At 59.3% G+C, this 23,738-nt stretch carries 23 protein-coding genes and 4 pseudogenes; 15 read left to right on the top strand and 12 right to left on the bottom strand.

The features are described 5' to 3' along the window. Window positions 1–31: 31 nt before the first annotated feature. A pseudogene (locus NKH17_RS30455) lies at window positions 32–417 on the bottom strand (type II toxin-antitoxin system VapC family toxin). Continuing rightward, window positions 414–659, bottom strand: a complete 246-nt coding sequence (locus tag NKH17_RS30460; protein ID WP_352808671.1) for a type II toxin-antitoxin system Phd/YefM family antitoxin — start codon at window positions 657–659, stop codon at window positions 414–416. Before NKH17_RS30460 ends, NKH17_RS30455 begins: the two are co-directional and overlap by 4 nt. 255 nt (window positions 660–914) lie before the next feature. Here NKH17_RS30460 and NKH17_RS30465 point away from each other — a divergent pair, with 255 nt between their 5' ends. Together NKH17_RS30465 and NKH17_RS30470 are read left to right on the top strand one after the other, a co-directional pair. Next, entirely contained in the window at window positions 915–1,088 is a 174-nt protein-coding gene (locus NKH17_RS30465) for a hypothetical protein (protein ID WP_352973198.1), read from the top strand. Window positions 1,089–1,169: 81 nt separating this feature from the next. Next, the gene (locus NKH17_RS30470) at window positions 1,170–1,487 is read left to right on the top strand and encodes a response regulator (protein WP_352808672.1); all 318 of its coding nucleotides are present in this window, start codon (window positions 1,170–1,172) and stop codon (window positions 1,485–1,487) included. A 315-nt stretch (window positions 1,488–1,802) separates the two neighbouring features. Here NKH17_RS30470 and NKH17_RS30475 read toward each other — a convergent pair. The 6 genes and pseudogenes from NKH17_RS30475 to NKH17_RS30500 all read right to left on the bottom strand — a co-directional run bounded on the left by NKH17_RS30475 (window position 1,803) and on the right by NKH17_RS30500 (window position 7,506). Beyond that, window positions 1,803–2,992, bottom strand: a pseudogene (locus NKH17_RS30475) (IS701 family transposase). A 74-nt stretch (window positions 2,993–3,066) separates the two neighbouring features. Continuing rightward, window positions 3,067–3,576 (bottom strand): prepilin peptidase, encoded by a 510-nt coding sequence (locus NKH17_RS30480; RefSeq protein WP_352808675.1) that lies wholly within the window; start codon window positions 3,574–3,576, stop codon window positions 3,067–3,069. Window positions 3,577–3,585: 9 nt separating this feature from the next. Continuing rightward, entirely contained in the window at window positions 3,586–4,137 is a 552-nt protein-coding gene (locus tag NKH17_RS30485) for a tetratricopeptide repeat protein (RefSeq protein WP_352808677.1), read from the bottom strand. 55 nt (window positions 4,138–4,192) lie between these two features. Next, window positions 4,193–5,149 (bottom strand): type II secretion system F family protein, encoded by a 957-nt coding sequence (locus tag NKH17_RS30490; protein ID WP_352808678.1) that lies wholly within the window; start codon window positions 5,147–5,149, stop codon window positions 4,193–4,195. Window positions 5,150–5,161: 12 nt separating this feature from the next. Beyond that, window positions 5,162–6,133, bottom strand: coding sequence for a type II secretion system F family protein (locus tag NKH17_RS30495; RefSeq protein ID WP_352808679.1), 972 nt, complete (start codon window positions 6,131–6,133; stop codon window positions 5,162–5,164). Beyond that, window positions 6,133–7,506 carry a TadA family conjugal transfer-associated ATPase gene (locus NKH17_RS30500; RefSeq protein WP_352808681.1) on the bottom strand — a complete coding sequence of 458 codons (1,374 nt, stop codon included), beginning with the start codon at window positions 7,504–7,506 and terminating at the stop codon, window positions 6,133–6,135. Before NKH17_RS30500 ends, NKH17_RS30495 begins: the two co-directional genes overlap by 1 nt. A 533-nt stretch (window positions 7,507–8,039) precedes the next feature. On the opposite strand from NKH17_RS30500, the gene NKH17_RS30505 reads away from it, so the two are divergent. From NKH17_RS30505 to NKH17_RS30550, 10 genes are all read left to right on the top strand, one after another. Further along, the gene (locus NKH17_RS30505; protein ID WP_095826439.1) at window positions 8,040–8,252 is read left to right on the top strand and encodes a Flp family type IVb pilin; all 213 of its coding nucleotides are present in this window, start codon (window positions 8,040–8,042) and stop codon (window positions 8,250–8,252) included. Between the two features lie 93 nt (window positions 8,253–8,345). Beyond that, window positions 8,346–9,386: a Flp pilus assembly protein CpaB gene (cpaB, locus tag NKH17_RS30510; RefSeq protein ID WP_352808683.1), complete on the top strand. Its 1,041-nt coding sequence runs from the start codon at window positions 8,346–8,348 to the stop codon at window positions 9,384–9,386. Window positions 9,387–9,431: 45 nt separating this feature from the next. After that, window positions 9,432–10,877 (top strand): type II and III secretion system protein family protein, encoded by a 1,446-nt coding sequence (locus NKH17_RS30515; protein WP_352808685.1) that lies wholly within the window; start codon window positions 9,432–9,434, stop codon window positions 10,875–10,877. Window positions 10,878–10,881: 4 nt separating this feature from the next. Next, the gene (locus NKH17_RS30520; protein WP_352808687.1) at window positions 10,882–11,145 is read left to right on the top strand and encodes a hypothetical protein; all 264 of its coding nucleotides are present in this window, start codon (window positions 10,882–10,884) and stop codon (window positions 11,143–11,145) included. A 71-nt stretch (window positions 11,146–11,216) separates the two neighbouring features. Further along, window positions 11,217–12,698 (top strand): pilus assembly protein TadG-related protein, encoded by a 1,482-nt coding sequence (locus NKH17_RS30525; protein ID WP_352808690.1) that lies wholly within the window; start codon window positions 11,217–11,219, stop codon window positions 12,696–12,698. Beyond that, window positions 12,673–13,245 carry a TadE/TadG family type IV pilus assembly protein gene (locus NKH17_RS30530; RefSeq protein WP_352808692.1) on the top strand — a complete coding sequence of 191 codons (573 nt, stop codon included), beginning with the start codon at window positions 12,673–12,675 and terminating at the stop codon, window positions 13,243–13,245. Before NKH17_RS30525 ends, NKH17_RS30530 begins: the two co-directional genes overlap by 26 nt. Beyond that, a complete protein-coding gene (locus NKH17_RS30535; RefSeq protein WP_352808694.1) occupies window positions 13,232–13,891 on the top strand; it encodes a TadE/TadG family type IV pilus assembly protein in 660 nt (219 codons plus the stop codon). Before NKH17_RS30530 ends, NKH17_RS30535 begins: the two co-directional genes overlap by 14 nt. After that, a complete protein-coding gene (locus NKH17_RS30540) occupies window positions 13,888–15,051 on the top strand; it encodes a CpaE/TadZ family protein (RefSeq protein ID WP_352808696.1) in 1,164 nt (387 codons plus the stop codon). The genes NKH17_RS30535 and NKH17_RS30540 overlap by 4 nt, the downstream gene beginning before the upstream one ends. Next, window positions 15,035–15,619: a L,D-transpeptidase gene (locus tag NKH17_RS30545; RefSeq protein WP_352808698.1), complete on the top strand. Its 585-nt coding sequence runs from the start codon at window positions 15,035–15,037 to the stop codon at window positions 15,617–15,619. Before NKH17_RS30540 ends, NKH17_RS30545 begins: the two co-directional genes overlap by 17 nt. Window positions 15,620–15,621: 2 nt before the next feature. Further along, a complete protein-coding gene (locus tag NKH17_RS30550; protein ID WP_352973205.1) occupies window positions 15,622–16,209 on the top strand; it encodes a hypothetical protein in 588 nt (195 codons plus the stop codon). A gap of 47 nt (window positions 16,210–16,256) precedes the next feature. Here the strand turns inward: NKH17_RS30550 and NKH17_RS30555 are convergent, their stop codons facing one another. Then, a complete protein-coding gene (locus NKH17_RS30555; RefSeq protein WP_352808702.1) occupies window positions 16,257–16,796 on the bottom strand; it encodes a hypothetical protein in 540 nt (179 codons plus the stop codon). A 516-nt stretch (window positions 16,797–17,312) separates the two neighbouring features. On the opposite strand from NKH17_RS30555, the gene NKH17_RS30560 reads away from it, so the two are divergent. Continuing rightward, window positions 17,313–17,951: a ribbon-helix-helix domain-containing protein gene (locus NKH17_RS30560; RefSeq protein WP_352808703.1), complete on the top strand. Its 639-nt coding sequence runs from the start codon at window positions 17,313–17,315 to the stop codon at window positions 17,949–17,951. A 469-nt stretch (window positions 17,952–18,420) separates the two neighbouring features. Here NKH17_RS30560 and NKH17_RS30565 read toward each other — a convergent pair. Further along, window positions 18,421–19,452 (bottom strand): annotated as a pseudogene (locus NKH17_RS30565) (IS110 family RNA-guided transposase). A gap of 195 nt (window positions 19,453–19,647) precedes the next feature. Between NKH17_RS30565 and NKH17_RS30570 the strand changes: the two are divergent. Beyond that, window positions 19,648–20,672, top strand: a pseudogene (locus tag NKH17_RS30570) (IS110 family RNA-guided transposase). Between the two features lie 1,086 nt (window positions 20,673–21,758). Then, on the top strand, window positions 21,759–22,391 hold the full coding sequence (locus NKH17_RS30575) for a thermonuclease family protein (RefSeq protein ID WP_352973208.1): 633 nt from the start codon (window positions 21,759–21,761) through the stop codon (window positions 22,389–22,391). A gap of 34 nt (window positions 22,392–22,425) precedes the next feature. On the opposite strand, the gene NKH17_RS30580 is transcribed toward NKH17_RS30575, so the two are convergent. Together NKH17_RS30580 and NKH17_RS30585 are read right to left on the bottom strand one after the other, a co-directional pair. Continuing rightward, the gene (locus tag NKH17_RS30580; RefSeq protein WP_502895650.1) at window positions 22,426–22,665 is read right to left on the bottom strand and encodes a hypothetical protein; all 240 of its coding nucleotides are present in this window, start codon (window positions 22,663–22,665) and stop codon (window positions 22,426–22,428) included. A 6-nt stretch (window positions 22,666–22,671) separates the two neighbouring features. Continuing rightward, window positions 22,672–22,800 carry a hypothetical protein gene (locus NKH17_RS30585; protein WP_352808707.1) on the bottom strand — a complete coding sequence of 43 codons (129 nt, stop codon included), beginning with the start codon at window positions 22,798–22,800 and terminating at the stop codon, window positions 22,672–22,674. Window positions 22,801–23,738: the final 938 nt, after the last annotated feature.

The following is a 23,738-nucleotide window of genomic DNA, read 5'->3' on the forward strand; positions in this document are numbered from 1 at the left end:
ACCGCCTAGCCCACCGGTCGGGCCACCTCCGTCAGAGACGACGGACAGGCCCAGGATACTGCGCGACCAGATCGTCGATGGTCAGCAATGTGATGCCTTTGACAATCGATTGAGCAATCAGATCCGATCGAAGGGGTCTTTGTGGATGGGTGGAAGCCCATCCACCGCAATGGCATGCTCGCTGGTGATTGGCAGCTAATGATAGCCATTGTCTATCAGGCCCCGACGTAAAAGACGCGCATCGACCCTAAAGTCAGGGCGGCCCAGACCGCGCTTGTTGGCAATCTCCCAGAGGCTTGCGGCGCTGAAAGTCAGGTGGTTGTCGACATTCTCGATTTCGGCGAGGGCGGCGGACGGGAGCTTCTCGGGCTCGCCCGCCGCCCAAAGCAGAAGATGGGTATCGAGCAGAAGTTTCATGCATCGCCGCCAAACAGCTTCTCGATTTCCTCAGCGGCCATACGATCAAAATCGTCCGGAACTGAAAACTGCCCGGCCATAAACCCCACGCGACGCATTTCGCCGGCGGCAGGTGCGTCTATGGCAACGACCTTGACCATCGGCTTGCCGGATTTGGCGATAATGAAGGATTCGCCTTTGGCCGCCCTCTCGATAAGACGAGACAGATGCGTCTTGGCCTCGTGGATATTGACGGTGGGCATTGCGGGCCTCTGACTTAGTCCATGCAACTTAGTCTACACGAGCCCGATTTTCGAGCGTGTTTCAATCAGTGAAGGTGAAGGATGCCGGATGCGGCTGATCCTTTCGGATCGGCCGCATGGCACGACTTCAACAAAGGCGCGTAATCGATTGTCTGAACTGCATGTTTGTTGGGACTACGTCTCACCTGATGTTGGCCGAACCTGTTGGTCCGCCATGCGAGGTCGGAGTTCACAGGACCGATTTTTGCCGAACAAATGCTCTACGATGTGCAGGGGCCGGAAGCGAAACGTTCCGCTTTTAGGGCGCTGCACCACAGCGGCGACGAGCCCGACGCTGTACCGAAGGCGATCGACGCGACGGGCGCCAAGGGCCTTACCGGACTCTATGTTCCCTTCACGATTCTCGGTTTAGTCGGTCGGCGGAATTGAGCGGCGCTCTCGAGGGCCAAGGCCAACCGCTTCTCGTCTTCGATGGCGCGATCGACTGCCTCAATCGAGGTGCTGCAGGCGATGACCTCCCTGCTCGAGCGCTGGCAATGCCTGGTGCGCCCCGCCACCTCGACCGGTGACGCGCTCGACATGCTTGGCGATACCGACTGGTTGCCAGACATTGTTATAGCCGACCAGCATCTCGACGGCGGCGACCTCGGCACCACCACAATCGCCGAGGTCCGTGATTATCTCGGCCGCGCCGTGCCGGCACTGATCGTCACCGCCGACGGTTCGGAGACCGTCGCCAACGCCGCCCGCGCCGCTGGCATCGAGCTGATGCGCAAGCCGCTGAAGCCAGCGCAGCTAAGGGCGCTGCTGGCGCATTTGCTGGCTTGAACTGGTCGTATCTTCCCAGCACACGGGTCACCGTATTCCAGCCATAAGGGTTGCAACAATCGAAGGCGAACGCAGTTTCGTCGAAGCCATCCTTGTCGCGACCGCCACCGGACGGCCGCGGATCGCGTCGTGACCTAGTACTACAGTTGCGGATGTCCATGCCGTTTGTAATGACAGATGGTGGCCGCGGCCTGATGTCGTCGTCGCCATAGCGCCAGGCGATGATGAAGGGCTTTTGTGTCGGTGGGAAGATGAGGATCCGGGCGAGGAGATAGCGGATCTCGGGGACGCTCGGGACGAGCGCAGCCATCCGGATCAGGCGGCGATTGGCTCCTTTGGACTCGTATCGTTCGGTTTGCTCCATGCGCTGCGGCGAAGATCAGCCGATAGCTTCGAGAGGAATGCCAGGGCGGCCATGCACAGGCTCATGTGCCGATGCCATCCGTGCCAGGACCGAGCCCCGCAATGATCAAGTCCGAGATCATCCTTAGCGCACTCAAAGCACTCCTCGATCGCCCAGCGCAGGCCGGCCACTGCCGCCAATTCGGCCAAGGAGGAACCGGGCGGGGCGGAGACCAGGTAGTAGGCTTTTTCTCCGGATGTCGATCGCTTGCGGCGGACGAGAAGCCAATGCTCGAAGCCGCCTTTTGACGTCCAAGGGCGGCGGATGCGTGCCCAGTCGAAGAGCCGAGGCCCTTTGGCGCCTTCACCTGCCGCATGACAGACCCAGTCGTCGGGCTCGAACTCGCTGGCCAGTTCCTCGGGCGAGGTTTCCTCAAACAGACGATCCCCTCCCCGGCGCATGAAGTGAGCGCCTCGAACCGCCAAGACATAGGGCTGCTCGCGAGCTTCCAGCATCCGGCGAAGGCCGCTGTCCGCCCCGTAGACAGCGTCGCCCAGAACGTAAGCGCACAGGCCGCCGGCATCGAGCGCCGCCTCGACCATGGCGCGCGCCATCTTTGGCTTGGTCGCAAACTCGACCGTCTCCGGGATCGACGCCCTGGCACATCGCGCCCGATCCTTTGTCCAGCTCTCCGGCAGATAAAGGCGACGATCGACCAGCGCTTGGCCGTAGCGGCTCGCGTAAGCCAAGAACACGCCGATCTGGCTGTTCTCGATCCGCCCCGCCGTTCCCGAGTACTGACGCGCGACACCGGCGGAACGATCGCCCTTCTTCACAAATCCCGTCTCGTCGACGATCAGGACGCCATCCTCATCGCCCAACGCCTCCACCACATAATCGCGAACCTCGTCTCGGAGCCGATCAGCGTCCCAGTGGCTGCGCCCCAACAGCGACTGCATCCGATAGGGCCGCTCCGCTCCGGACTGCTCAGCCATCAGCCAGCCTGTCTTGCACTCAATGGCGGAAAGAAGGCCGTCAAGGAAATCTGCGCCCGTCTCCCCGCAACTCACGACGAGGAAGCACCCGCCCCAACCCGCGCCTTCAGCGCTGTGAGCTCCTGCTCCCAAGCCAACAACGGCCCTGACCACGAAGCGACAGACATGGTTCCCTCCATAACCTGTCGAAGTGAATCAGAAAACCAATGATCCGCAACTGTAGTACTAGGCTGGTAATCCGTCACGGGGTGATCACATAACTACAAATCTGAAACGCTATCGTGCAGATAGCTGCGATCGAAATCGGCACGCCAAACGGCACGACGCCTTTGCGATCCAGATGCTGAATGTAAAGGCGGAAGGCGCCCGCGGGTAGCATGAAGGGGTTCTTCACGATCAGTGCCGTCGCGAGCGCGAAGACCAGCAGCAGCACTGAAAACACGACGAGCCCATTGCCGCCGATGAGGAAAGAGACGGCCGTCATCAGCTTGACATCACCGGCGCCGATCTTTCGCATGGCCCAGAACGGGAACAGCGCAACTAACAGCAGAAGGCCGGCAAGCGCGCTCAGACCCATGTCCCACCACGACCCGGTCAGGATCGACAGAAACTCCTGCGAGCCCAGCCCAAGGCACAAAACCAGCAGCACGTCACGATTGGATATTTTCTGGGTGGTGAAGTCGAGCCAGGCGATCCTTGCAAGCAAAGAAATGGCCAGTCCCTTCAGCAGCAGCGCTGCGGCAAGCAACATGCTACCGCCTTACCGCTCGAGATTCTTTACGCTGGACGACAGCAGCCGCAGATTGTTGGCGATCGTCGGATCGTTGGGCACCAGTTCGTATGCCTTGAGGAAATTGCTGCGCGCGTCCTGCAGCTTGCCGCGCAGCAGATAGGAATAGCCGACATTGTTGTAATACTCGGGCGTCCCGCCGACCAGCCGGAAGGCCTGGCTATAGGCTCGGTCGGCGAGGTCGAAGCGGCGGATGCGATCGCTACAGGCGGCCAGACCCATCCAGGCACCACCATCATTGGGCGCCAGTTGCGTCGCCTTGTAGAAAAGGGCGCCGGCATTGCCGTAATTTTCCGCGCGGAACTGGTTTTTGGCTTCGGCAACAGCCTGGTCCGAGGCATAATATTCGACATTGCTGATAGTCTTCAGTCCGTCGAAGGTGTCTCCAAAGGCAGTCAGTTCGACTTTCGCAGGCTCATTGGTGCGAACGACACCCGTGCTGTCCGCCCCATTCGTCTGACAGCCGGAAAGCACAATGACCAGCAGACTGGCTGCGGCGGCAAGGCGAATTGGCCCTGTCATTTCGTCCCCCAAACGAGTTCTCCGACTCAGTATTTCGACCAAAGCATATACCTGCCTAGAAGAAAACACCTTTCATCCGGACGATAATCGGCAGCAGCACAATCATCAAGACAACCGGAAAAACGCAAATCCCCAGCGGGATCATCATCTTGACCGGCAAAGCGTTGCCGCGCTCTTCAGCGCGAAGAATTCTCTTGCTACGCATCTCGTCGCTATAAACGCGCAAAGCGTCCGTGAGGCTGGTGCCAAGTTCTTCCGACTGCCGGAACAGTATCGACAGCGCCCGCGCCTCCTCAAGGCCAAGGCGATCGGAGAGATCTCGAAGACCCTCGCGCAGCGGTTTGCCGGCGCGCAGTTGCAGATTCATGATCGCAAGCTGGATGCCGAGCCATTTGTGGGTGCCGGCAAGTTCCTGACTGACACGCTCGACTGCCGCTTCCAGGCTCATGCCCGCGTCGGCGCAGGTGATCATCATGTCCATGAAATCGGGAAAGCCGCGACGATAGGTTTCCTTCTGCGCATTTTCGAAGCGATCCAGGGCGATGCTGGGAACGACGAGGCAAGCGAGGCCAAACAATGCAGCAGCTGCGAATGTCAAAAAACCTGGTATTTGCGGCGGCACCACTGCAACCAACCCGGTGTATGATCCGAGAAAGCCGATAGCGACAGCGCCGAAACGCGACAAGGTATACGTAAGAGGCGCGCTCGCTTGATAGAATCCTGCGCGAAAGAGCTTTGCTTCTAGAGCATCCGGCTCACTGCGTTCCTTTTCCATCGATCGGAAATAAGCATCGACCGGACGTTGCGCCGCAATCTTGGCAAGCTGTTCCTGCCCAAGAAGGGACCGGCGGTCGGCAATCCCCTCGGAACGCAAGCTTTGCGCCACCAGTTTCCGGGTCTGAAGCGCAGGCATAAAGGTGAACGCACCGAACAAAAATAGCGCTGCCGTGGCCAGGAAAACAGCGACGGAGACCAATAGGCCCAGACCCTGAATGTTCGTAAACAGGCCCATGTCCCGCTCCGGTCAGAAATCGAAGTTCACCATGCGATACATGATGATATCACCCATCAGCGCCCACAGACCGAAGATCAGGAATGCGGGCATGACGAGCGGGTTGTTCCATATGTCGCCGTAATAGCTGGGTGCAATGATCATGAGCAGACCGAACATGACGAGCGGAAAGAGCGAAATGATCCATGCGGACATTCGTCCCTCGGCCGAGAGCGCCCTGATTTTCATCCGTAATTTCCCCCTCTCGCGCAGCACCGATGAGAGGTTCGACAGGATCTCAGTGAGGTTTCCGCCTGTCTTGGCCTGGATGGAGAGCGATACCGAAAGCAGATGGAGACCTTCAAAACCCACACGTTGCGATAACTTCCGTACTGCCTGTTCAAGGCTGAGACCAAAGGTGATTTCGTCGGAAACAATACCGAATTCGGTGCCGAGCGGGTCAGGCATTTCACGCGCGACAAGGGCGATGGCAACTGTCGTGGGGTGACCGGCACGCAAGGAACGCACGATCATGTCGAGCGCATCGGGAAGCTGGGCAGCGAATTTCAAGATACGTTTATTGCGTGCGCGTCGAAGGACGAGAAGCGGCAGCGCAAATCCTACCAACAGAAAAGCGATCAGCGCCACGACGATGGAAAAGCCAAGAAGCAATGGCAGCACCAGCGCGAGCACCAGCCCGGCAAGGAGGTACATAGCGGCGAAAGCCAGCGGATTACCGGTGACGCCGGATTGTGTGTAGAGCCGGTTCAACATGACCATGCCAAAGATGTAATCGCCCGAATCGGTCAGCCCACGTTCGCGCAGCAAGCCTTGCAGGGTCTTTTCGGCAGGTGCCTCCTCCGCCAGGCGCGCCAGACGTCGGTTGATCGTACCGGCTCGAAAGCGCCGGGAGGCGTAAGACATATAAAGGGATTCGGCGGCAAGGATCATCGACGCTGCTGCAAGCACATAGATGAAGTAGAGCAAAGTCTGACCGGTCGGCATCAAAGCGGAACCTGCGGGTTGAAGGCATCTTTGGCGAAGTGGTGGCCAAGCGTCGCCGCTTCCTGGGCAAAGCGCGGGCGAACACCGGTGGCGCGAAAGTCGCCGACGATCTGGCCTTCCGCTGTCGAATCCCGGCGAACGAAATGGTAGATTTCCTGGAGCTGGACGACGTTGCCTTCCATACCGGTGAGTTCCGAGATGGAAACGACCCGCCTGCCGCCATCGGAAAGGCGTTGCGTCTGCACGATGATGTCGATGGCCGACGCAATCTGGGCTCGGATGGATTCGTGGGTCATCGGCATACCCGCCATGCCGACCATCTGTTCCAGCCGCGATATCGCATCGCGCGGCGTGTTGGCATGGATGCTGGTCATCGAACCCTCATGGCCGGTGTTCATCGCCTGCAGCATGTCGAAGGCTTCCTCGCCACGAACCTCGCCAACAATGATGCGGTCCGGCCGCATGCGAAGCGCATTCTTCAGCAGCTCGCGCTGACGGACCTCACCCTTGCCCTCGATATTGGGCGGGCGCGTCTCGAGACGGCCAACATGCGGTTGCTGCAATTGCAGTTCCGCCGCGTCCTCGATGGTGATTAGCCGCTCCTTGGCCGGGATGTAGCTCGACAGAGCATTGAGCAGGGTCGTCTTGCCGCTGCCGGTGCCGCCCGAAACCAGGATCGATTTGCGTGCCTGCACGGCGATCCGCAGCAGGTCGATCATCGGCTGGCGGATCGAATTGAATGCCATCAGGCGTTCGAGCGAATAGGGGTTCTTGGAGAATTTCCGGATCGATACCAGCGGGCCGTCGACCGAGATCGGCCGCACCGCAATGTTGACGCGCGAGCCATCTGCCAGGCGCGCGTCCACCATCGGCGCCGATTCATCGACGCGCCGACCGATGGCCGAAACAATCTTGTTGATGACACGCAGCAGATGTGTTTCGTCACGGAAGCGGATCGAGGTTTCCTCAAGCACGCCGCGCCGCTCGATGAAAACGCGGTTGTGGGTGTTGATCAATATGTCAGCGATCGAGTCATCCTTGAGCAGCGGTTCGATCGGCCCGAGCCCGAGCATCTCGTCGGCGGTGTCGCTGGTCAGTTGATCGAGTTCGCGCGCGTTCAGGGGCACGTTTCGACTGCGGACGAATTCGCGCACGATCGGTCGGATCTCATTCAGGATCTCGCCCTTGGACGCTGTTTCGAGGACGGCGAGATTGAAACGGTCGATCAGGTGACGATGGAGATCGACCTTGAGTGTGAGGAAATCGCCGCCATGCGGCGCGAGATCGGAGGCTGGGGAGGCCGGGGCAATAGGCAACACGGCCACCGGCTCGACCCGCGGCTCGCTTGGCCCCTTCATGAAACGGCCCAACATGGTGCTTCTTCCCCGTTAGATCCCCATCGTGAAACTAAGCGTTAACTACGGATGGCACAAGCGCCAGCCGCGCATCATGCAATTAATACTTCAGACGTAGTTAAGGTCAGGATTCAGAAACACGACCTTTATTTTGGTCAGGGGCGCTGTCCTAAATGAAACACGAGCTACTCGCTTTTCAATGGATAGTGCGTTTTTGTCACAAGGCGTCATGGAACCCACTTAAGGTCTTAGATATAAGGGAATATGCACTATCGCTAATGCTGCCTCACTTCCGCCATAGCCACGGCCAGATTGTGAACGAATGGTTCAGAGGGGTTGAAAATTCAGCCGAATCAATGTCTTGATTGGCGTTCGAGCGGAAATATTCTTGCCCGGCAATGTATCGGCAATGTATATGAGAGTTAAGGAACCATTAATCCCATTTGACTCTGGTTTTCGTCGGGACTTTGATCGAGATGACGGGGGATGCTCAGGTATGGATTTCATCCTTGGCTCGTCTCGTCGGGTTTGAGCCTCCAAAGGAGATTGGCATGAAGAAGCTCATGACGATGGCCCGGCAGTTCCGCGACGACGAAAACGGCGCTGCCATGGTCGAATATTCCATTCTGGTCGGCATCATCGCCGGCGCCGCGATTCTCATCATCGTCGGCATAGGACTGTGGGTGAACGGCCGGTTTACTGGCCTCTGTACCACTCTCAATGCCAGCGGCATCGGCACCTGCGGTGCGGGCGTAGGAAGCTAATCAAAATGCTCATTTTCAGGTCCGGATTTCGATCCGGGCCTGAATCCAATCGCGGCGGGCGAATTCCCGCCCTTGGGGTTTGGGGCTTGGGCTATGCGCGCCAATACACTTGTCATGATCATCCTCGCGGGCGTGTTCGGTGTGCTTGCGGTGGTTCTCATCAATATCTGGCTGGCCAGCCAGCGTAACGCCATGGCAGAAGCGAACGGTGTCCAGCGCGATACGGTCGTGGTGGCGGCGGTGGGGCTGAAGTTCGGCGACACTTTGACCGCCGACAAGCTGCGAGAAATCGCATGGCCGGCGGGCGCGGTTCCGTCCGGCGCTTTCAAGACGACAAAGGAATTAATGGCCGGCGAAGGCTCGAAGCAGGCGCTGCAGGCGATCGGCGCCAATGAGCCGGTTCTCGCAACCAAGATCACCGGCCCGGGCCAGCGCGCAACGCTTTCGGCAGTGCTCGGCGAAGGCATGAAGGCTGTTTCCATCAGGGTCAACGACGTGCTTGGCGTTGCCGGATTTGTCTTTCCCGGCGATCGGGTCGACGTGCTTTTGACGCGCACGGTGCGCAGCGAAGAAGGTCCTGACAAGAGTTTTGTCGACGTACTCCTGCAGAGCATGAAGGTGCTCGCTGTCGACCAGGTCGCCGATGAGACCAAAGACAGCCCGACAGTGGTGAAAGCGGTGACGCTTGAAGTCAGCACCAAGGACGCGCAGAAGCTAACCTTAGCTGCCGGCGCCGGCCAGTTGTCGCTGGCGCTTCGCCAGGCAGCCGCCAGCGAGGGCGAGACGACGGAACGCGTCACGCTTTCGGACCTGACCGGCGACACGCCGGCCGACGTTGCGGCCAGGCAGGCCGAGCTCGCCAAGCAGGCCGCGGCCGCGGCTGCTGCCGCAGCCGAACGCAAGCGTGCTGACGACAGGATCGCCGGGCTGACCCATGCCGTGGAGAAGGTGGGAAGCCGCCTTGACGAACTGGGCAAGGTAAAGCCGGCCCCGGCCGTGGCTTCAGCACCCGAAGTGCAAGAAGTCGTTAAGGAAGTGATAAAATATGTGCAGCCGGAGCCACCTGCGCGGGCTACGATCGGTGTGTTTCGAGGCGTGAAGCTCGAGACATATGATGTGCCGCGACAAAAGTAACACTGCTATTAGGCGTTGAATCAGGCGGCAAGGGGGGTAGCGTAGATGCGTATGTTCTGGGGACCACTGGCGGCAGCCGCACTGGCCTGTTCTGCGGCGCTATTGCCTTTTAGCCCCGCGGCTCATGCGGCCGATCGCAGGATCGACGTGTCGAACCCCAGCGTCCACCGTATCTTCCTTCCGATGTCACAGTCGGTGACGATCCAGGTGAATGCCGCTCTTGGCGATATCGTCGTCGCCGACGAGAAGATCGCCGATGCCCAGCCGATGACCGACAAGACGCTCTATGTCATCGCCAAGGGCGCCGGCACCACAACGGTCAATCTCTTTTCCGAGGACAAACGCTCGCTCGGGGTGATCCAGATCGAAGTCGGCGTCGACGTCAACGACATGGCGCAGGCGATCCGGCAAGTGGCGCCCAGATCACGGATCGAAATCGGCTCGGTCAACGGTAAGGTCAGGCTTGCCGGTCACGTCAAGGATGGCGCGACACTGGCGTCGGTCCTCGAGGTGGCGCAGCAATATGGACCCGACGCCATCATCAACTCCGTCATCGTCGACGATAGCCAGCAGGTCAATCTGGAAGTGCGCGTGTTGGAGGCCAAGCGCAATGCGGGTCGCGACCTTGGCGTGTCGATCAGGAGCACCAACAACAGCGGAACGACCCGCACCGGAACCGGTATTGCCGCCGCCGATGAGGACGGAGTGGTCCTTGGACCAGGCAATCTGCTGACCGGCCTCCTGTCGAACACAAATCCGTTCGCAGCGTTGATCACCCGCGTCATCGACAGCAACATCAAGGTCGACCTGATCATCGAGGCGCTTGAAGCCAAGGGCGTGGTGCGCATGCTGGCCGAACCCAATCTAACCACACTTTCCGGCGAGCCGGCCAGCTTCAACGCCGGCGGTGAAGTACCCATCCGCACCGTCGACAGTGATGGCGAGATCAGCATCGTGTACAAGCAGTTCGGCGTCAATCTGCTGTTCACGCCGATCGTGCTCGCCGACGACAAAATCCATATCAAGCTTGCGCCGGAAGTGAGCGACCTAACCGGTTTCACCCCCGCTGGCGACCCGATATTCACCAACCGCAAGCTCGCGACCGTCGTCGAATTGCGCGACGGCCAGAGCTTCGCCGTCGGCGGGCTTTTGTCGAGCAAGAACAGCAAGATCCAGAGACAGGTGCCGTGGCTCGCCCAGGTGCCGATCGTGGGCGCGATTTTCCGGAATTCGAGCAACCAGAAAGAAGAGACCGAGCTTGTCGTCATCGTCACACCGCATATCGTGCGCCCGACAAAGCCCGGCGAGCAACTGGCGACGCCGTTCGACAAGACGCGGCCCGCCAACGACCCCGAGTTTTTCGTGCTTGGCCAGTTGGAAGTAACCAAGGACATGGTTCGCAAATATGAACTGGGCGAAGGCGTCGTGGGGCCCTATGGCCACATGCTCGACCTGAAATCAAAGGACAAGATGCTCTATGTCAAGAAATAGAACCTTGATCCTCTTTTTGTGTGCCGGCGCGCTGACGGGCTGCGCCGACTATCTGAACCGGTACGACACGATGACCTTGGCCGCCGGCGACACGCAGAAATACAATTCGCTTCTGCAGACCGTCGATCCGCTCAATCCGGCCTCGAAAAATACAACCATCGAAGGCGACGGCGCGCGCGCTGCCGCTGTTGCCCAGGGCTACAAATTTCCACCACCGCCGCCGCCGCCGCCGGCCATCACGGTCAATGTCGGCAATACCGGGAAATGAACAGAAGGATGCGGTTTCAGCGCGCCAGGCAAAACGAGGAAACCTAGCGCCATGGAACAGAGAGTAAGGTCATGTTGCGGACCATTCGTGCGTTCTGGGGCGATGAACGGGGAATAGCGATGATACTCGTCGCCATCCTGCTGCCGGTGATCGTCGGCTTTGCTCTGCTGGTGATCGACATGTCCCGGGCCAACAGCCTGCACAACGACCTACAAAAGGGCGCCGATGCCTTCGCGCTGGCCACCTCAGCGGAGCTTGACGGCAAGTCGGACGCCATCATTCGAGGCGATCGCGCTCTTTCTACGCTTGTCTTCAATTCCTACCATTTCGCACAGCCACTTGCCGGCGATCCGCCTGGCGCGAAAGCGCTAGCAGCAGCCGGCGTGACAAGGCGGTATCTCCGTTCAATCCCGGCTGACGACAGCCTGCCGATAGCCGCAGGCGATGTGATCACTGACGAGGTTGGCGATGCTACCGACGCGAAGTTTGTTGAGGTGACCGTCACGCCGGTTGGTTTCGCGACGATATTCCCCGCCACTTTTGTTGGTAGCACAACAAACGGCTTCAGTGTCGGTGCGGTTTCGATCGCAGGGTTCAAGAGTGCCGTTTGCCACTTCACACCGGTATTTATGTGCAACCCGTACGAACTCGCACCGGGCGGCGTAACCCTTCAGCAGGCCGCAGCCGATCCGAACTTGCGCCGCCGACTGATCGAACTCCGCAAAGTCGGGAATGGTGCCGCCGCGGGACCGGGTAATTTCGGTTTCCTAGAGCCTCCCCAAAGCGTCGGCAACGGTGCGCAGGCGCTTGCCCAAACCATTGCGACTTCAAACCCGATAGGTTGCTATGGAAACAACAACGTCACCTCCAAAACCGGGCAGAACGCAGGCCCAGTACAGGACGCCTTCAACGTCCGGTTTGGTATAAAGACCACCGGCGGTCACTTCAACACTCCCGAATACGGTCCTGCCGCCAACGTGCGAAAGGGTGCGATAAAGACCCAAGGGAGTGCGAACCAGTGTCCCAGCTTTAACCAGTTGACCTTCAACCTGCCTGGGACAATGGGACTACCGCGAGACGCCGGTGTTACGCCGAACACAAACAACCGGGTGGGTGATGGCAACTGGAATCTAAACACTTACTGGAGTACCAACTTCGGGACGACGGCGAAACCGGCCGCATGGGCCACGACCAAGCCGACACGGTATGAGGTTTATCGCTACGAAATATCGGCCGGTCTGGCAGGGGCTGCGTCGAGCGGTGGGGAGAAGGGAACACCGCCCTCCCAATGCCAGTCCCCCATAACAACTGTCGATCGCCGCCTGATTTATGGTGCAATTCTTAACTGCAAAGCATTGACAGATGCCGGGAATGATTTGTCAGGCCATAGCGAGAATCTTCCCGTTGAATCGTTCGCCAGCTTCTTCCTGACCGAGCCCGTCTTATCGGCATCGGACGATGCCTCCGTCATGGTCGAGTTGGTCGATATCGCCGCAGGCGGACAGGGAACACTTGACAATTTCGTGCGTGACGAACCGCAGCTTTACAGGTGATGTGGTGTTGACGGCGTTGATGTCGATTTTCCGCAAGTTTGGTCGCGAGGAGCGAGGCACGGTTCTCGTCGAAATGACGCTGATCACTCCATTGATGATCAGCCTTTCGGCGGGCGTCTTCGAGTTTGGCAATCTTCTCCATCAGAAGCTGCTGATCGAAGCCGGCCTCAATGACGGAGCTCGCTACGCCGCGCGCTGTAATGCGCCATTTTATAATCCGATAGTCAATCCGGACGTGGACTGTGCGGCCTATGCGCAGAACATCGCCGCCACAGGATCGTACAACTGCAATGGAAATTGCAATGTTGCAAGCCGGGTCATGGGTTGGCTGCCGGGGACTGTCACGGTCGATCTCAATCACCTCGTCATACCGGTGACTACCGACCCTAATACTGGCTTGGCGAACTACCATAGCACGACAGCCAATGTCCGGGTGGTCCGGCTGGAAACCTCTTTCACTTATACCGGGGCGTCCTTGCTCAACTACCTTGGCCTGGGGTCTATCACCTTTTCCGCCGCCCACGAAGAACGCTATGTCGGGTGGTGAGATGCGCGCGTTGGGCAGATTCAGGAAAGAGCAGGCTGGCGCCGTGATTGTGGAGTTTGCCATCTGCATGACCCTGCTCCTGACCTTGACTCTCGGCTTCGTGGACTTCGGATATGCCTGGTACCAATGGAACGCCGCGACCAAGGCCGTCGAAATCGGGGCGCGCATGGCTTCGATTTCGGCGCCGATTGCGCCATCGATTGCGGCAGCAGGAACCGCGACAACGCCAGGCGATCCGATTCCTGCAGGCAACTACGACTACACATGCAACGGCGCCACGAGCGCATGCAGTTGCATCGGCACTGGTTGCGTGGCCGGAACTTTTACTGCCGCGAACTTCAATCGCATTTTTCGCGGCGACGCGACGGGCGTCGGCACCTGCCCGCCGCTTACTGCGGGGCAACGGCCGGGCATGTGTCATTTCTTTCCAATGCTTCAGCCCGCCAATGTGGTCGTCAGATATACAGCCACCGGGCTTGGCTACCTAACCCGGCCGGGCGGACCGGTGCCGACAATAACTGTCAGCTTGCAGAACGTGACTTTCCAATTCTTCTTCCTCGGCGGGCTGCTCGGATTCGGAAACGTCACCATGCCCTCCATGCTGAGCACGGTCACGGGCGAAGACCTGAAGAGCACCTATCCATGAACGCCATCAACACCAAGGTTTCTCCGACCAAACGAAAGCAGGTTGCACTGTTCTCGTCGGATCCGCAGTTCAAGCGCGAGGTGGCAACGCGGCTCGACGCGCTGGCCATCTACGATGTCCGGGTTTCGGAGACGGGTGACTTCCTCAAGGGCCCGCCCCCCGAGACGCGCCCAGGCATCGTCATTCTGGACCTTGGCAATGGCGAGCTGCTCGATAATGCGGGAATAGTCGCGGCGCGCGCCTTGTGGGCAACCGTGCCGCTGATCGCGGTCTCCGGCGAATTGACCTCCGAGCAGACGCGCATCCTGGTCCGCATGAACGCCTCGGACTGGCTGCACAAGCCGCTCGACGCCAAGGAGCTGCTGAACGCGGTCACCTTCCATGACACCGGCAACCAGGGCACCAAGAGCCGGATCATCACCTTCATCAGCGCCAGCGGCGGCGCCGGTGCAACGACGCTTGCCCTGTCGGCGGCGGAATTCCTGGCGTCGAAATCCACCGAACGGGCGGCTTCGACTTGCCTCGTCGATCTCGATTTCCAGAGCGCCAATTGCGGCGCTTATCTCAACCTGTTCAACCAGTTCGACCTGGCCGGGATCATCGGCCAGCCGGAAAGGCTCGATGTCGAACTGATGGATGTCATCAAGCTTTCGCGTCCGTCCGGCCTGACGCTCTATGCTTTCGAGAGACCGCAATTGCCGTTCGAGCCGCAGGGCGCCGATTTCGTGTTTCGGCTACTGGACCTCGTCGCCTATAGGTTCGACGACATCGTCATCGACCTGCCGAACAGCGAAACCCCCTGGCAGAATTCCGTGCTTTCGACGAGCGACGAGATCTTCATAGTCTTCGAACTCAACGTCGCCTCGCTGCGGCAGGGCAAGCGGCTCTACAAGAAAATCCGCGAGCTGCGCGGCAATGCGGTGAGCATCACCCTGGTCGCCAACAAGCACAAGCGCAAATGGTTCGGGAACCACTTCTCGCGCAGCGAACTCGAGAAGATATTCAAGGCGCCGCACATCAAGTCGGTCATCCTGGACAATGCGCTTCTGACCGATGCTTTGAACCGCGCGATCCTGCCTTCCGAAGTGGACGGGCGGGCGCGCTTCAACAGGGATCTGAAGCGGATGTTCAAAGAGCGGCTCGATGATGCTGCCCGCTAGATATCGCATCGTTGCGACCGGCGTTTGCGCATTGGGCCTGGTGCTTGCGCTGTCGGCCTCGGATTTCGCCCATGCGCGATCCGGAGTCTTGGGGCGCCCGCCGCTGCCGGCGATGGGCCCCAGCCTACGCAAGAGAGTTGCCCTCGAAACCACGGAACGGCCCGGAACGATCATCATCCGCAAGGATGAGAAGGCACTTTATCTGGTGACCGGACATGGCCAGGCGCTGCGGTACCAGATCAGCGTCGGGCGGGACGGATTTGGCTGGACGGGCATCGTCAAGGTGGGAGCCAAAACGGAGTGGCCACAGTGGCGCCCGCCCACGGAAATGCGTGCCCGCCAGCCGGATCTGCCCGAAATGGTGCCCGCCGGTCCTTACAATCCGCTCGGCGCAAGGGCTCTCTACCTGTCGCGCGACGGGCGCGATACGCTCTACCGCATACACGGCACCAACGCTCCTTCGGGCGTCGGCTTCGACGGAACATCGGGTTGTTTTCGGCTTACCAACACCGATGTCATCGATCTCTTCAAACGCGTCTCGGTCGGCGCAAAGGTGGTGGTTCAATGACAATGATCAGCGACCCGGATATACTGGCGATCTCCATTGGGCCGGCAGCCCACACGCGAGAGCAAGCTGTCATAGGCAAGGCCAGCAATGCAAGGACGATGGGCGTTGTCGCCGCCGCGGTCTTGCTGATCACGGCGGTGAACATAACAGCCGCCATCTATCTCTACCGCGGCATCAACGACCTGCGCTTTGTCGAAGGGCGGCTGGAACAGCTCGGAACTTTCGAGCAGCGGATCGCAGGCCGGCTCGATACGGTCAACAACGGTTTTCAAAGCCGGTTTGAAAGGCTGGACAGTCAACTGCAGAGTAGCTTCAGGCAGATCAATGGCAGTATTGCCCGACTTGAACAGAGCCTGCCCCTGGCCAATGACGACGTGTCGAGCGTAGCGGAGCCTTCCGTGATCGCGACCAACACCATGGCGGAAGCGCCGAGCGACGTCGACGGTGAAGAAGCGACCGAGCCCAGGATCGTCGAAGTGCCAGGCCTCCCCCAGAAGAGGATCGGGGCAGCGCTGCCCCCTGCCCCCAGCTCTTCCTACCAGCGCATAGAGCAACCCGACGGCAAGGTCTACTACCGCAAAATCGACTGAGCTGGCGTCAAGGGAGGTATTTCTGCGCTTGTGCGAGGGCGGCCCGCCTAGAGATCCAGTTGGAGAGCCAAGATGCGGGTTGCCAGGGCTTCGGAACGCCGTCGGGTTTCGTGAAGGAACGCCAAATGACAGTACGCGCATGCTGCCGCACCCAGAAGCATGACCAAACTGTTCTCCCAGGTGAAATCGAGCACCAGCGAAAATTGAGCGCCGCGAAGAGCGGTGAATGCCGCAATCGTGCTGGCGGTCTCCGAGTGACCGCTGACGGCCATCATCAGCCCTGCGAAAAGCAGGGCGAGGTGATTAGCAAGAAAGTAGAAAGCGGCTGACCTTCTCGCCTGGCAAGCCATCCAGCAAAGGGCCGCTGCGGCAGCAAGGACAAGGCCATCGAGGGGCATTGAGCCACCAAGATAAAGGTCGACCTGCTGCCAGAACATCGTCGCAAGCGGACGCAGTTCCAGCCAGATCCGCCACATTGTGGAACTGGCCGGATAGACCCCCAGCAAAAAGGTCGCGCCTCTCTCCGCCGCCAGGACCAGGAGCATGAGAGCCGGAAAGGCAAAAAGCAGAATCGGCTTGCGGTTCATGTCCCCCTCGACAGTGGACCAACAGGATAACCTGCAAAAGATCGCCAGAGACTTAATCAAAGGCGCGCTCCTGCCGAGCGAGCTTTAGCTAGCCGCCCTTTTATGTGCCATTTTGTTACATTTTCGAAACTTGTGGCCCCCAATCAGAGCTTTAGCCGGCCTTAAAACAATATCCACTCACAAATTTTCAAGAATTATTGAATAGTCTGTCAAAGCTCGGGGAGACATTCATCCGCCTCGATCAGGAAGCCCTGATAAGAGTGACCGCCTGCGACTTCTTATTTTCGGCGGCATCGAGGAAAGGTACCTAACATCACGGCACACAGCCTAGTCGACCAGAACCGGAACCCTATTACCCAGTGCGTGTAGCGACGGACAGATCGACGCTCGAACGAGACGGCAAGGCTTACTCGATCAGTCCGGGTTTAATCTGCTCGGTCGACATCAAGACCAGTCGAAAGACAATCCTGAATTACCTGCTCAAACCTACCAACAAGGCGGGTTAGGAGGCGATGAGTGAGCGATAGCGCCTCTCCTTCCGGCAATCGTAATCGGCTGCTTTTAACGATCACTCGAGAGGATTTCGGGCTGGAGTTCCGCGTCGTTGCGCGCGGCGGCATACGCCGCGGCATTCGTCTGGAAAAGGCTTTCTGGACGTCTCTGAAGCAGATGGCTGAAACTAGGAAATGCACAATCGGCATGCTGATCGAGGAGATCGCCGAGAGTTCGACCAAGACTGGTAACCTGACCTCGGCGATACGGGTGGCTTGCATAAACCGGCTCGCGGGTGAAAACCTGACCCTACGCAAGCTTGCTTCGATCAGAACGATCAACGCTATATTGCTTGCCTGCCCCTCGCCCGCTTTTGCCTTGGCATCATCGAAGAAGATCCTGACTTTCAATGCGCCGTTCCAGCAACTGGTCATGCGTCAGTTGCCGATCGGACCAAACAATGATTCACGACAAGATCTCAAACTGGCGCTGGATCTCAATGTGGCCGACATTTTCGCCCGGCTCGACGCCAATAGCGAAGTTCCAATCGCCAGCGGCTTTGTCATTAGGGCCGGCGAACGTCGGTACCGAGGTCAATTAAATTTAGTGCGGGCGCCCGTACCCGAACCGGAGTTGCTGATGGCGTTCGTCAACGGCGGCTAAAACTACTAACTCCGCGTTGGTTCCTGACCAGGAAACCTCGCGGTCTCTTGCCGAAAGCTTAGGGTTGCAGACCTTCGCCAGGTGCGACGGTCGCGAGGCTGCCTTTGATACTTCACCGTATATTGTTGCCAGGGGTTATGTGCCCGGTCACGAGGCAAATCAAAGTGCCACAGCGCCGTTGCGCATCCAGGAGGACAGCAAGCATTGGCATCTGTGGACGCCCCTTCGGACGCAAGCGATTTTTTTGGCGGTAGGCACGATGTCGGATGCTGCCATCTGTCCGGCCTCCTGATGCGGCCATCGGCTGCGGGCCCGTATGGGAGTTCGCGGACTGGATCCACATCAGCTTTGCGCGCTTGGGTAGCGCTCTGCCATTCCCTGGTTCTTCCAGCCCCGTCTTGCCGACTGTTGTGCCATACCTCCTTCGACCGACCTCGCGTCCCCGACAGCCTCTGACGTCGATCCCGGCTTACGCCGCGACCGCCGCCGGAGCTCGGTAACTTCCGCCCTTCGCCAAAAGGGCCCAGACAATGCGCGCCATCTTGTTGGCGAGCGCCACCGTCACCAGCATGCGCGGCTTGCGCGACAGCATTTGTTCCAGCCACGATCCCTTGGGAGCTCCGCGACGGGACGCCTGTTTGACGACGGCGCTGGCGCCGATAATCAGCAGGCGGCGCAGCGTTTCGCTCGCCCATCTTCGATGTCGCGCCGAGCTTCTGTTTGCCTCCGGTCGATCGCTGCAACGGTGTCAGACCCAGCCAGGCGGCGAAGTCGCGACCCTTGGCAAAGCTCTCGGCAGCGGGAGCAAGCGCGGTCAACGCCGTCGCGGTGATCGGCCCGATGCCGGGGATGGTCATCAGCCGGCGCGCCGTCTCGTCCTCGCGGGCACGGCGAGCGATCTCCCGGTCAAGATACGCGATCCGCTCGTCCAGCTCGGCCAGGAGATCCAGCATGACACGGAACATCGCGACCGCCGCCGCCGGTAAGGACGCGGCCATCTCCTCCTCGAGCATATCGCCGAGCATCGAGACGTAGGACAATCCCTTCGGCGCCACCCAACCGTACTCGGTGAGGTGTCCCCGGATGGCGTTGACGAGCTGGGTTCGCTGGCGAACCAAGAGATCGCGGGTCCGGAACACGAGGGCGGACGCCTGTTGCTCCTCGCTCTTCACGGCCACGAAGCGCATGGTTGGGCGCTGCGCTGCCTCGCAGATCGCTTCGGCATTCACCGCATCGTTCTTCTGCCGCTTCACGAACGGCTTGACGTAGGCGGGTGGGATCAGCCGCACGTCATGGCCCAGCGCCATCAGTTCACGGCCCAATGATGCGCACCGCCGCAGGCTTCCATAGCCACGGTGCAAGGCGGTTGCGCAGCGAAGAAGTCGAGCACCTTCGCCCGGCTCAGCCGCTTCGAGAAAACGCCTCGACCGCGTGAATCCGAACCATGCGCATGGAATACATTCTTCGCGATATCCAGACCGATCGTGGTAACCTCAGGCACGGACGCCCCCCTTCGAATGGTTGCAACACTCCATTCTGGCACAGCGATGCCGTCGGGAGGCTTCCACATGGGGTAATCGCGGGAGCGAGTCGCCCTGAAACCAATCATATCCTTGGAAGGTGGCTGTTCCCCGATAAGATGGAAATACGGGCTCACGACCTGACGCCGGGCCCAAGCATCTGATGGAGAACAGCCATGGAAGAATATATCGGTCTCGACGTGTCGATGAAAGAGACAGCGGTGTCGATCCGACGTGAAGGCAAGCGCGTCTGGCGCGGGAAGTGCGCCTCTGATCCAAAGATCATTGCCGAGCTTATCCGCAAGCGGGCGCCAGCCGCCAAACGCGTGGTGTTCGAGACTGGACCCCTTTCCGTCTGGTTCTATCACGCGCTACGCGCGGAAAGGGTGCCAGCGATCTGCATCGATGCTCGCCATGCCAAAGCTGCGCTCGATATGGCGGCGAATAAGACCGACGCGAACGACGCCGACGGTTTGGCGCATCTTGCAGAGGTGGGATTCTTCCGTGAGGTGCGGGTGAAAGGATTTGACAACATGCTGACCCGCACGCTTGTGGCGGCACAACCCGGCTGGTCCGGATCACCACCGAACTTTCCAACCAGATTCGTGGAATCATGAAAACGTTCGGGCTGCTCGTTCCTGCAGGTAAGGGAACCACGTTCGAGAAGAACGTTCGGCACCTTCTTATCGATCACGAGGAACTTGCTCTCATCGTGCTGCCGATGTTGGAGGCCTGGCGCGGCATTCGCATCCGTGCCGCCGAGCTTGGGCGCCAGCTCGTCGCAGATGCACGTCAGAGCCAGGCATGCCGCATGCTCATGTCGATCCCTGGCATCGGCGCCATCACCGCAACCTCATTCGCCACTGCCATTGAAGATCCGGGCAACTTCAAGACGTCCCGATCTGTTGGCGCCTGGATAGGCCTAACGACGCGCCGCTACCAATCCGGAGAAGTCGATTATGACGGCCATATATCCCGACGCGGCGACCGCCATTTGCGAGGGCTTCTCTACGAAGCGGCGTCGGTTATTCTGACGCGTAGCTCAACCGAGAGCGCCCTGCGGACATGGGGTCTCCAGCTCCGGGAGAGGACCGGCTTCAAACGAGCCGCCGTGGCTGTGGCGCGCAAACTGGCGGTGATAATGCATACGATGCTTAAAACCGGCGAGCTCTTTAATCCGAATGCAGGAGCCACAAAGTAAATCCGGATAGCGTTCAGAATCTGAACGCCTGAGGCGTCCCTGCCGGGACGTGAGCCGAGCCATTCCGCTGATGGGGTTGCACCGCTGACTCAGCAAAGTGCGTCGTCCACATTGAAGGCTCGTCCCGCGAAGCTCCATCATGCGGCGACCGATGTTGACCGCGAAGACAACCGTGTACCCGGCCAACGCATCTCCAAGCGCGAAGATACTTGACGTCCCCACCGCGATTAGACAACCCCATCAGCTTTAGACTAGCGGCAAGAGATCGCTGCGCGACAAGGCGGGGACTCTCAAGAAAACATCCAAAACGGATGGGCTGCGCGCTTAAGCTGGTTCGCAGCGCTATGAAACAGACTTGCCCGGCCGGTGTGTTGCCAAGCGACCGCTTTATCGCTCCCTATAGCCCCGAGCCGATCCACGGGCGAAAAGCCTTCGAAAGGTTTGAACCGATGTCTCCTTGAGTCAGTGCCGCGACGAGCAGTGAGCAGTCGAGTTCCTCCGGGAACGAGTCCTTCAAGTCACTCTGAGCTTCCATGCGAAGCGATCTCAATCTTGCTGTCTTTTCGGCGCGTTCGGCACGCTCAGTCTCAGCAATGGCCTTGGCAGACCTGTCGCTACGTCCCAGCCAACACATTTATATGATCCCGCGAAATTCCAATGCGCCGGTCATGCCTTGACTCTTTGAGATTGTCGCCGTTCGTTTTGATGACGTTGTTCGATCGGTGACCGATATGAAGCGCATCGCGCCAAAACGGGGGCCGGATAGGCCTGGGAAATATTGGGCCTTGTCCGGTTAGCCGCCTGCGCACTTACGCCCCGTATCTGGACTTTTTCCCGCAATGGACGCAAGCTGTCCCCGGGGAGAGGGTTGTGGGCAAGGTCCATCGTCATCGAGGCGCCGACCAGGCTGACCGGTGGCGAAAGCGCGCCGGCAGAAGAATGTCGTCACGGCAGCTGCCGCGACGGCTGGGTTTCATCTTTCTAGGCGTTGGTACGCTTGCTGCCGCAGTCGCTCAATTCGTCATCCAGAGCACCGCTGGCCTCCGGAGCACCATAACTAATTGGACAGAACCGCTCCCTCACGCCATGCAAGGCCGCGCGTCGGTTATTGATGGCGACACCGTCGAAATCGCCGGCAAACGGATCCGTTTCAGCGGCATCGACGCACCTGAGAGCCGGCAGTACTGCGAAGACGCCAAGGGCTTTGAATATTCCTGCGGGCGCCGCGCTGCCCAAGCCTTGGACGAATTCCTGGCAGCGTCGCGGCCATTGCATTGCAGCTTTGTGGACCGCGACCACTACGGTCGGCTCGTCGGGAATTGCGAGCGCGCCGATGGTCACAGCGTTCAACGCTGGCTTGTCGAGGAGGGTCTGGCACTCGACTGGCCGCGCTATTCGAATGGCGCGTACGCCGCCGAGCAAGCCACTGCCAAGGCGGCTCGCCGTGACCTTTGGCAGGGTAGATTCGATCAGCCTTGGGATTGGCGTGCAGCGAACGCCGACAAGGTCGACACAATCAGCGAGCGACCGATCGGCCTTGGTCTTTTCCGTGGCTGCAGCATCAAGGGCAACATTGCGATCAACAGTGGGGAGCGAATCTACCATGTCCCCGGTCAGGAGCATTACTCAGAGACGAAGATAAGCCCGCAATACGGCGAGCGCTGGTTCTGCTCCGAGCAAGAGGCTCAAACTGCAGGCTGGCGAAAGGCAAGGCGGTAACTCACTGGCCCTCGAAGCGGAATTCACGTGCCATTCAGAAGATGCGCACGGCCGATTGTTCGACTTGCGGCCGCAACCCGGGGTGCAGGCGATCCCGCGTAGTCACGTCGACCGGGATATGCAGTTCATCCTCCAGAAGGCGCTTGATGCCCACCAGATCGAAGGCATTGAAGCGGCTCTTCGGATCATAGTGGATGAACATCAAGATCGCTTCCTTGGCCGGCTTCATCTCGAACCGTTGCCCCAAACAGGTAAAGCAGGCTAGCTGCTTCATGGGCCACTACATTTCAATCAGGACGTGGGCGACACCAACGACAATGCTCATCAGAACACCAAACCATGCCCACCCCTTCAATGCGGCGCGCACGTCCTCAGGCTCAGCGCCTTTCTGGTTGTTGTAGTCGTCCATAATCAGATCCAGGTTTGTCGATGGGTACTTCGTACAAATCAATAGAGGGTGGGTAACCCCAATCCTGCTCGCAAAGCATTCGCGCGGGATTCGTGCTCTTATCTTTCTTCGAGAACGGCAACGGCCATTTACATCGCATCTTATAATTTGACGCAGACAGAGACAGGACAAACCACACTCGCACACGCGCAATCTAGACAAGCTCGATAATTTCTCGCACAAGGTCCGTCTGGTCTGTTGATTATGCCGGAACATCTATCCAGCCTGCGACGTCCTCGCCCTGCCTTAGATCGCATCGAGTTATAGCAGACGTGCCTTGGCGAAAAGCGGCTTGCCAACGCGGCAAGCCGGAGGCCTTCTCTGCAATATTCAAAAAGTCATGACGATCATTGTAGCAGGAGTCCGCCGGCCGGTGTGGTCGCAAAGGTTCCTTCCCTACTCGAACATGATCCGAGCGGCGCCTCTTTTGGCGAGCAACATTCTCCGAGCTTCCTGGATCCGCTCAGCCTGTTGTTTGGTATATGGACCCATCGGCCGGGTCTTTTCATCGCCGACGAACACGGCAATACCAGCGGCCGCTGTCCGAGAAGATTTGAACCAGGGTCGGTGCATCGTTAGCCGCCTGTTTGGCGACCTCCTCGACGAATTTCACGATCTTTGAATAACGCTGGACGGGCGCAAACGTGTCCAAGCCACTGGTTATACCTGGTTCCTGCTGCACTGAGGACATAGTCGAACTCCTTTCAGTCACAACCAACATTCCGCTTCGCCGTTCTGAACCTGAATGCGGGTTTTTTCGGAAGCCGAAGCTAGCACTACTTTGGCAGATTTTTAGCGGAGAGGGTTCTGCGGCAGTGGGGACAACGGATTGGGGGCGGCTGCGCGAGCGCGGTGAGGATGGCTTGCCTGACGGCGGGTAGGCTCGGTTGGGGCGGCGG

Source organism: Mesorhizobium sp. M1334 (genome assembly GCF_040317995.1).
Classification (GTDB): domain Bacteria; phylum Pseudomonadota; class Alphaproteobacteria; order Rhizobiales; family Rhizobiaceae; genus Mesorhizobium.

Bases quoted from the DNA above. Each gene is read 5' to 3' on its own strand.
- NKH17_RS30460 (WP_352808671.1), bottom strand. From the start codon at position 659: ATGCCCACCGTCAATATCCACGAGGCCAAGACGCATCTGTCTCGTCTT.
- NKH17_RS30465 (WP_352973198.1), top strand. From the start codon at position 915: ATGCTCTACGATGTGCAGGGGCCGGAAGCGAAACGTTCCGCTTTTAGG.
- NKH17_RS30470 (WP_352808672.1), top strand. From the start codon at position 1,170: ATGACCTCCCTGCTCGAGCGCTGGCAATGCCTGGTGCGCCCCGCCACC.
- NKH17_RS30480 (WP_352808675.1), bottom strand. From the start codon at position 3,576: ATGTTGCTTGCCGCAGCGCTGCTGCTGAAGGGACTGGCCATTTCTTTG.
- NKH17_RS30485 (WP_352808677.1), bottom strand. From the start codon at position 4,137: ATGACAGGGCCAATTCGCCTTGCCGCCGCAGCCAGTCTGCTGGTCATT.
- NKH17_RS30490 (WP_352808678.1), bottom strand. From the start codon at position 5,149: ATGGGCCTGTTTACGAACATTCAGGGTCTGGGCCTATTGGTCTCCGTC.
- NKH17_RS30495 (WP_352808679.1), bottom strand. From the start codon at position 6,133: ATGCCGACCGGTCAGACTTTGCTCTACTTCATCTATGTGCTTGCAGCA.
- NKH17_RS30500 (WP_352808681.1), bottom strand. From the start codon at position 7,506: ATGTTGGGCCGTTTCATGAAGGGGCCAAGCGAGCCGCGGGTCGAGCCG.
- NKH17_RS30505 (WP_095826439.1), top strand. From the start codon at position 8,040: ATGAAGAAGCTCATGACGATGGCCCGGCAGTTCCGCGACGACGAAAAC.
- cpaB (WP_352808683.1), top strand. From the start codon at position 8,346: ATGCGCGCCAATACACTTGTCATGATCATCCTCGCGGGCGTGTTCGGT.
- NKH17_RS30515 (WP_352808685.1), top strand. From the start codon at position 9,432: ATGCGTATGTTCTGGGGACCACTGGCGGCAGCCGCACTGGCCTGTTCT.
- NKH17_RS30525 (WP_352808690.1), top strand. From the start codon at position 11,217: ATGTTGCGGACCATTCGTGCGTTCTGGGGCGATGAACGGGGAATAGCG.
- NKH17_RS30535 (WP_352808694.1), top strand. From the start codon at position 13,232: ATGTCGGGTGGTGAGATGCGCGCGTTGGGCAGATTCAGGAAAGAGCAG.
- NKH17_RS30540 (WP_352808696.1), top strand. From the start codon at position 13,888: ATGAACGCCATCAACACCAAGGTTTCTCCGACCAAACGAAAGCAGGTT.
- NKH17_RS30545 (WP_352808698.1), top strand. From the start codon at position 15,035: ATGATGCTGCCCGCTAGATATCGCATCGTTGCGACCGGCGTTTGCGCA.
- NKH17_RS30550 (WP_352973205.1), top strand. From the start codon at position 15,622: ATGATCAGCGACCCGGATATACTGGCGATCTCCATTGGGCCGGCAGCC.
- NKH17_RS30555 (WP_352808702.1), bottom strand. From the start codon at position 16,796: ATGAACCGCAAGCCGATTCTGCTTTTTGCCTTTCCGGCTCTCATGCTC.
- NKH17_RS30575 (WP_352973208.1), top strand. From the start codon at position 21,759: ATGCAAGGCCGCGCGTCGGTTATTGATGGCGACACCGTCGAAATCGCC.
- NKH17_RS30580 (WP_502895650.1), bottom strand. From the start codon at position 22,665: ATGAAGCAGCTAGCCTGCTTTACCTGTTTGGGGCAACGGTTCGAGATG.
- NKH17_RS30585 (WP_352808707.1), bottom strand. From the start codon at position 22,800: ATGGACGACTACAACAACCAGAAAGGCGCTGAGCCTGAGGACGTGCGC.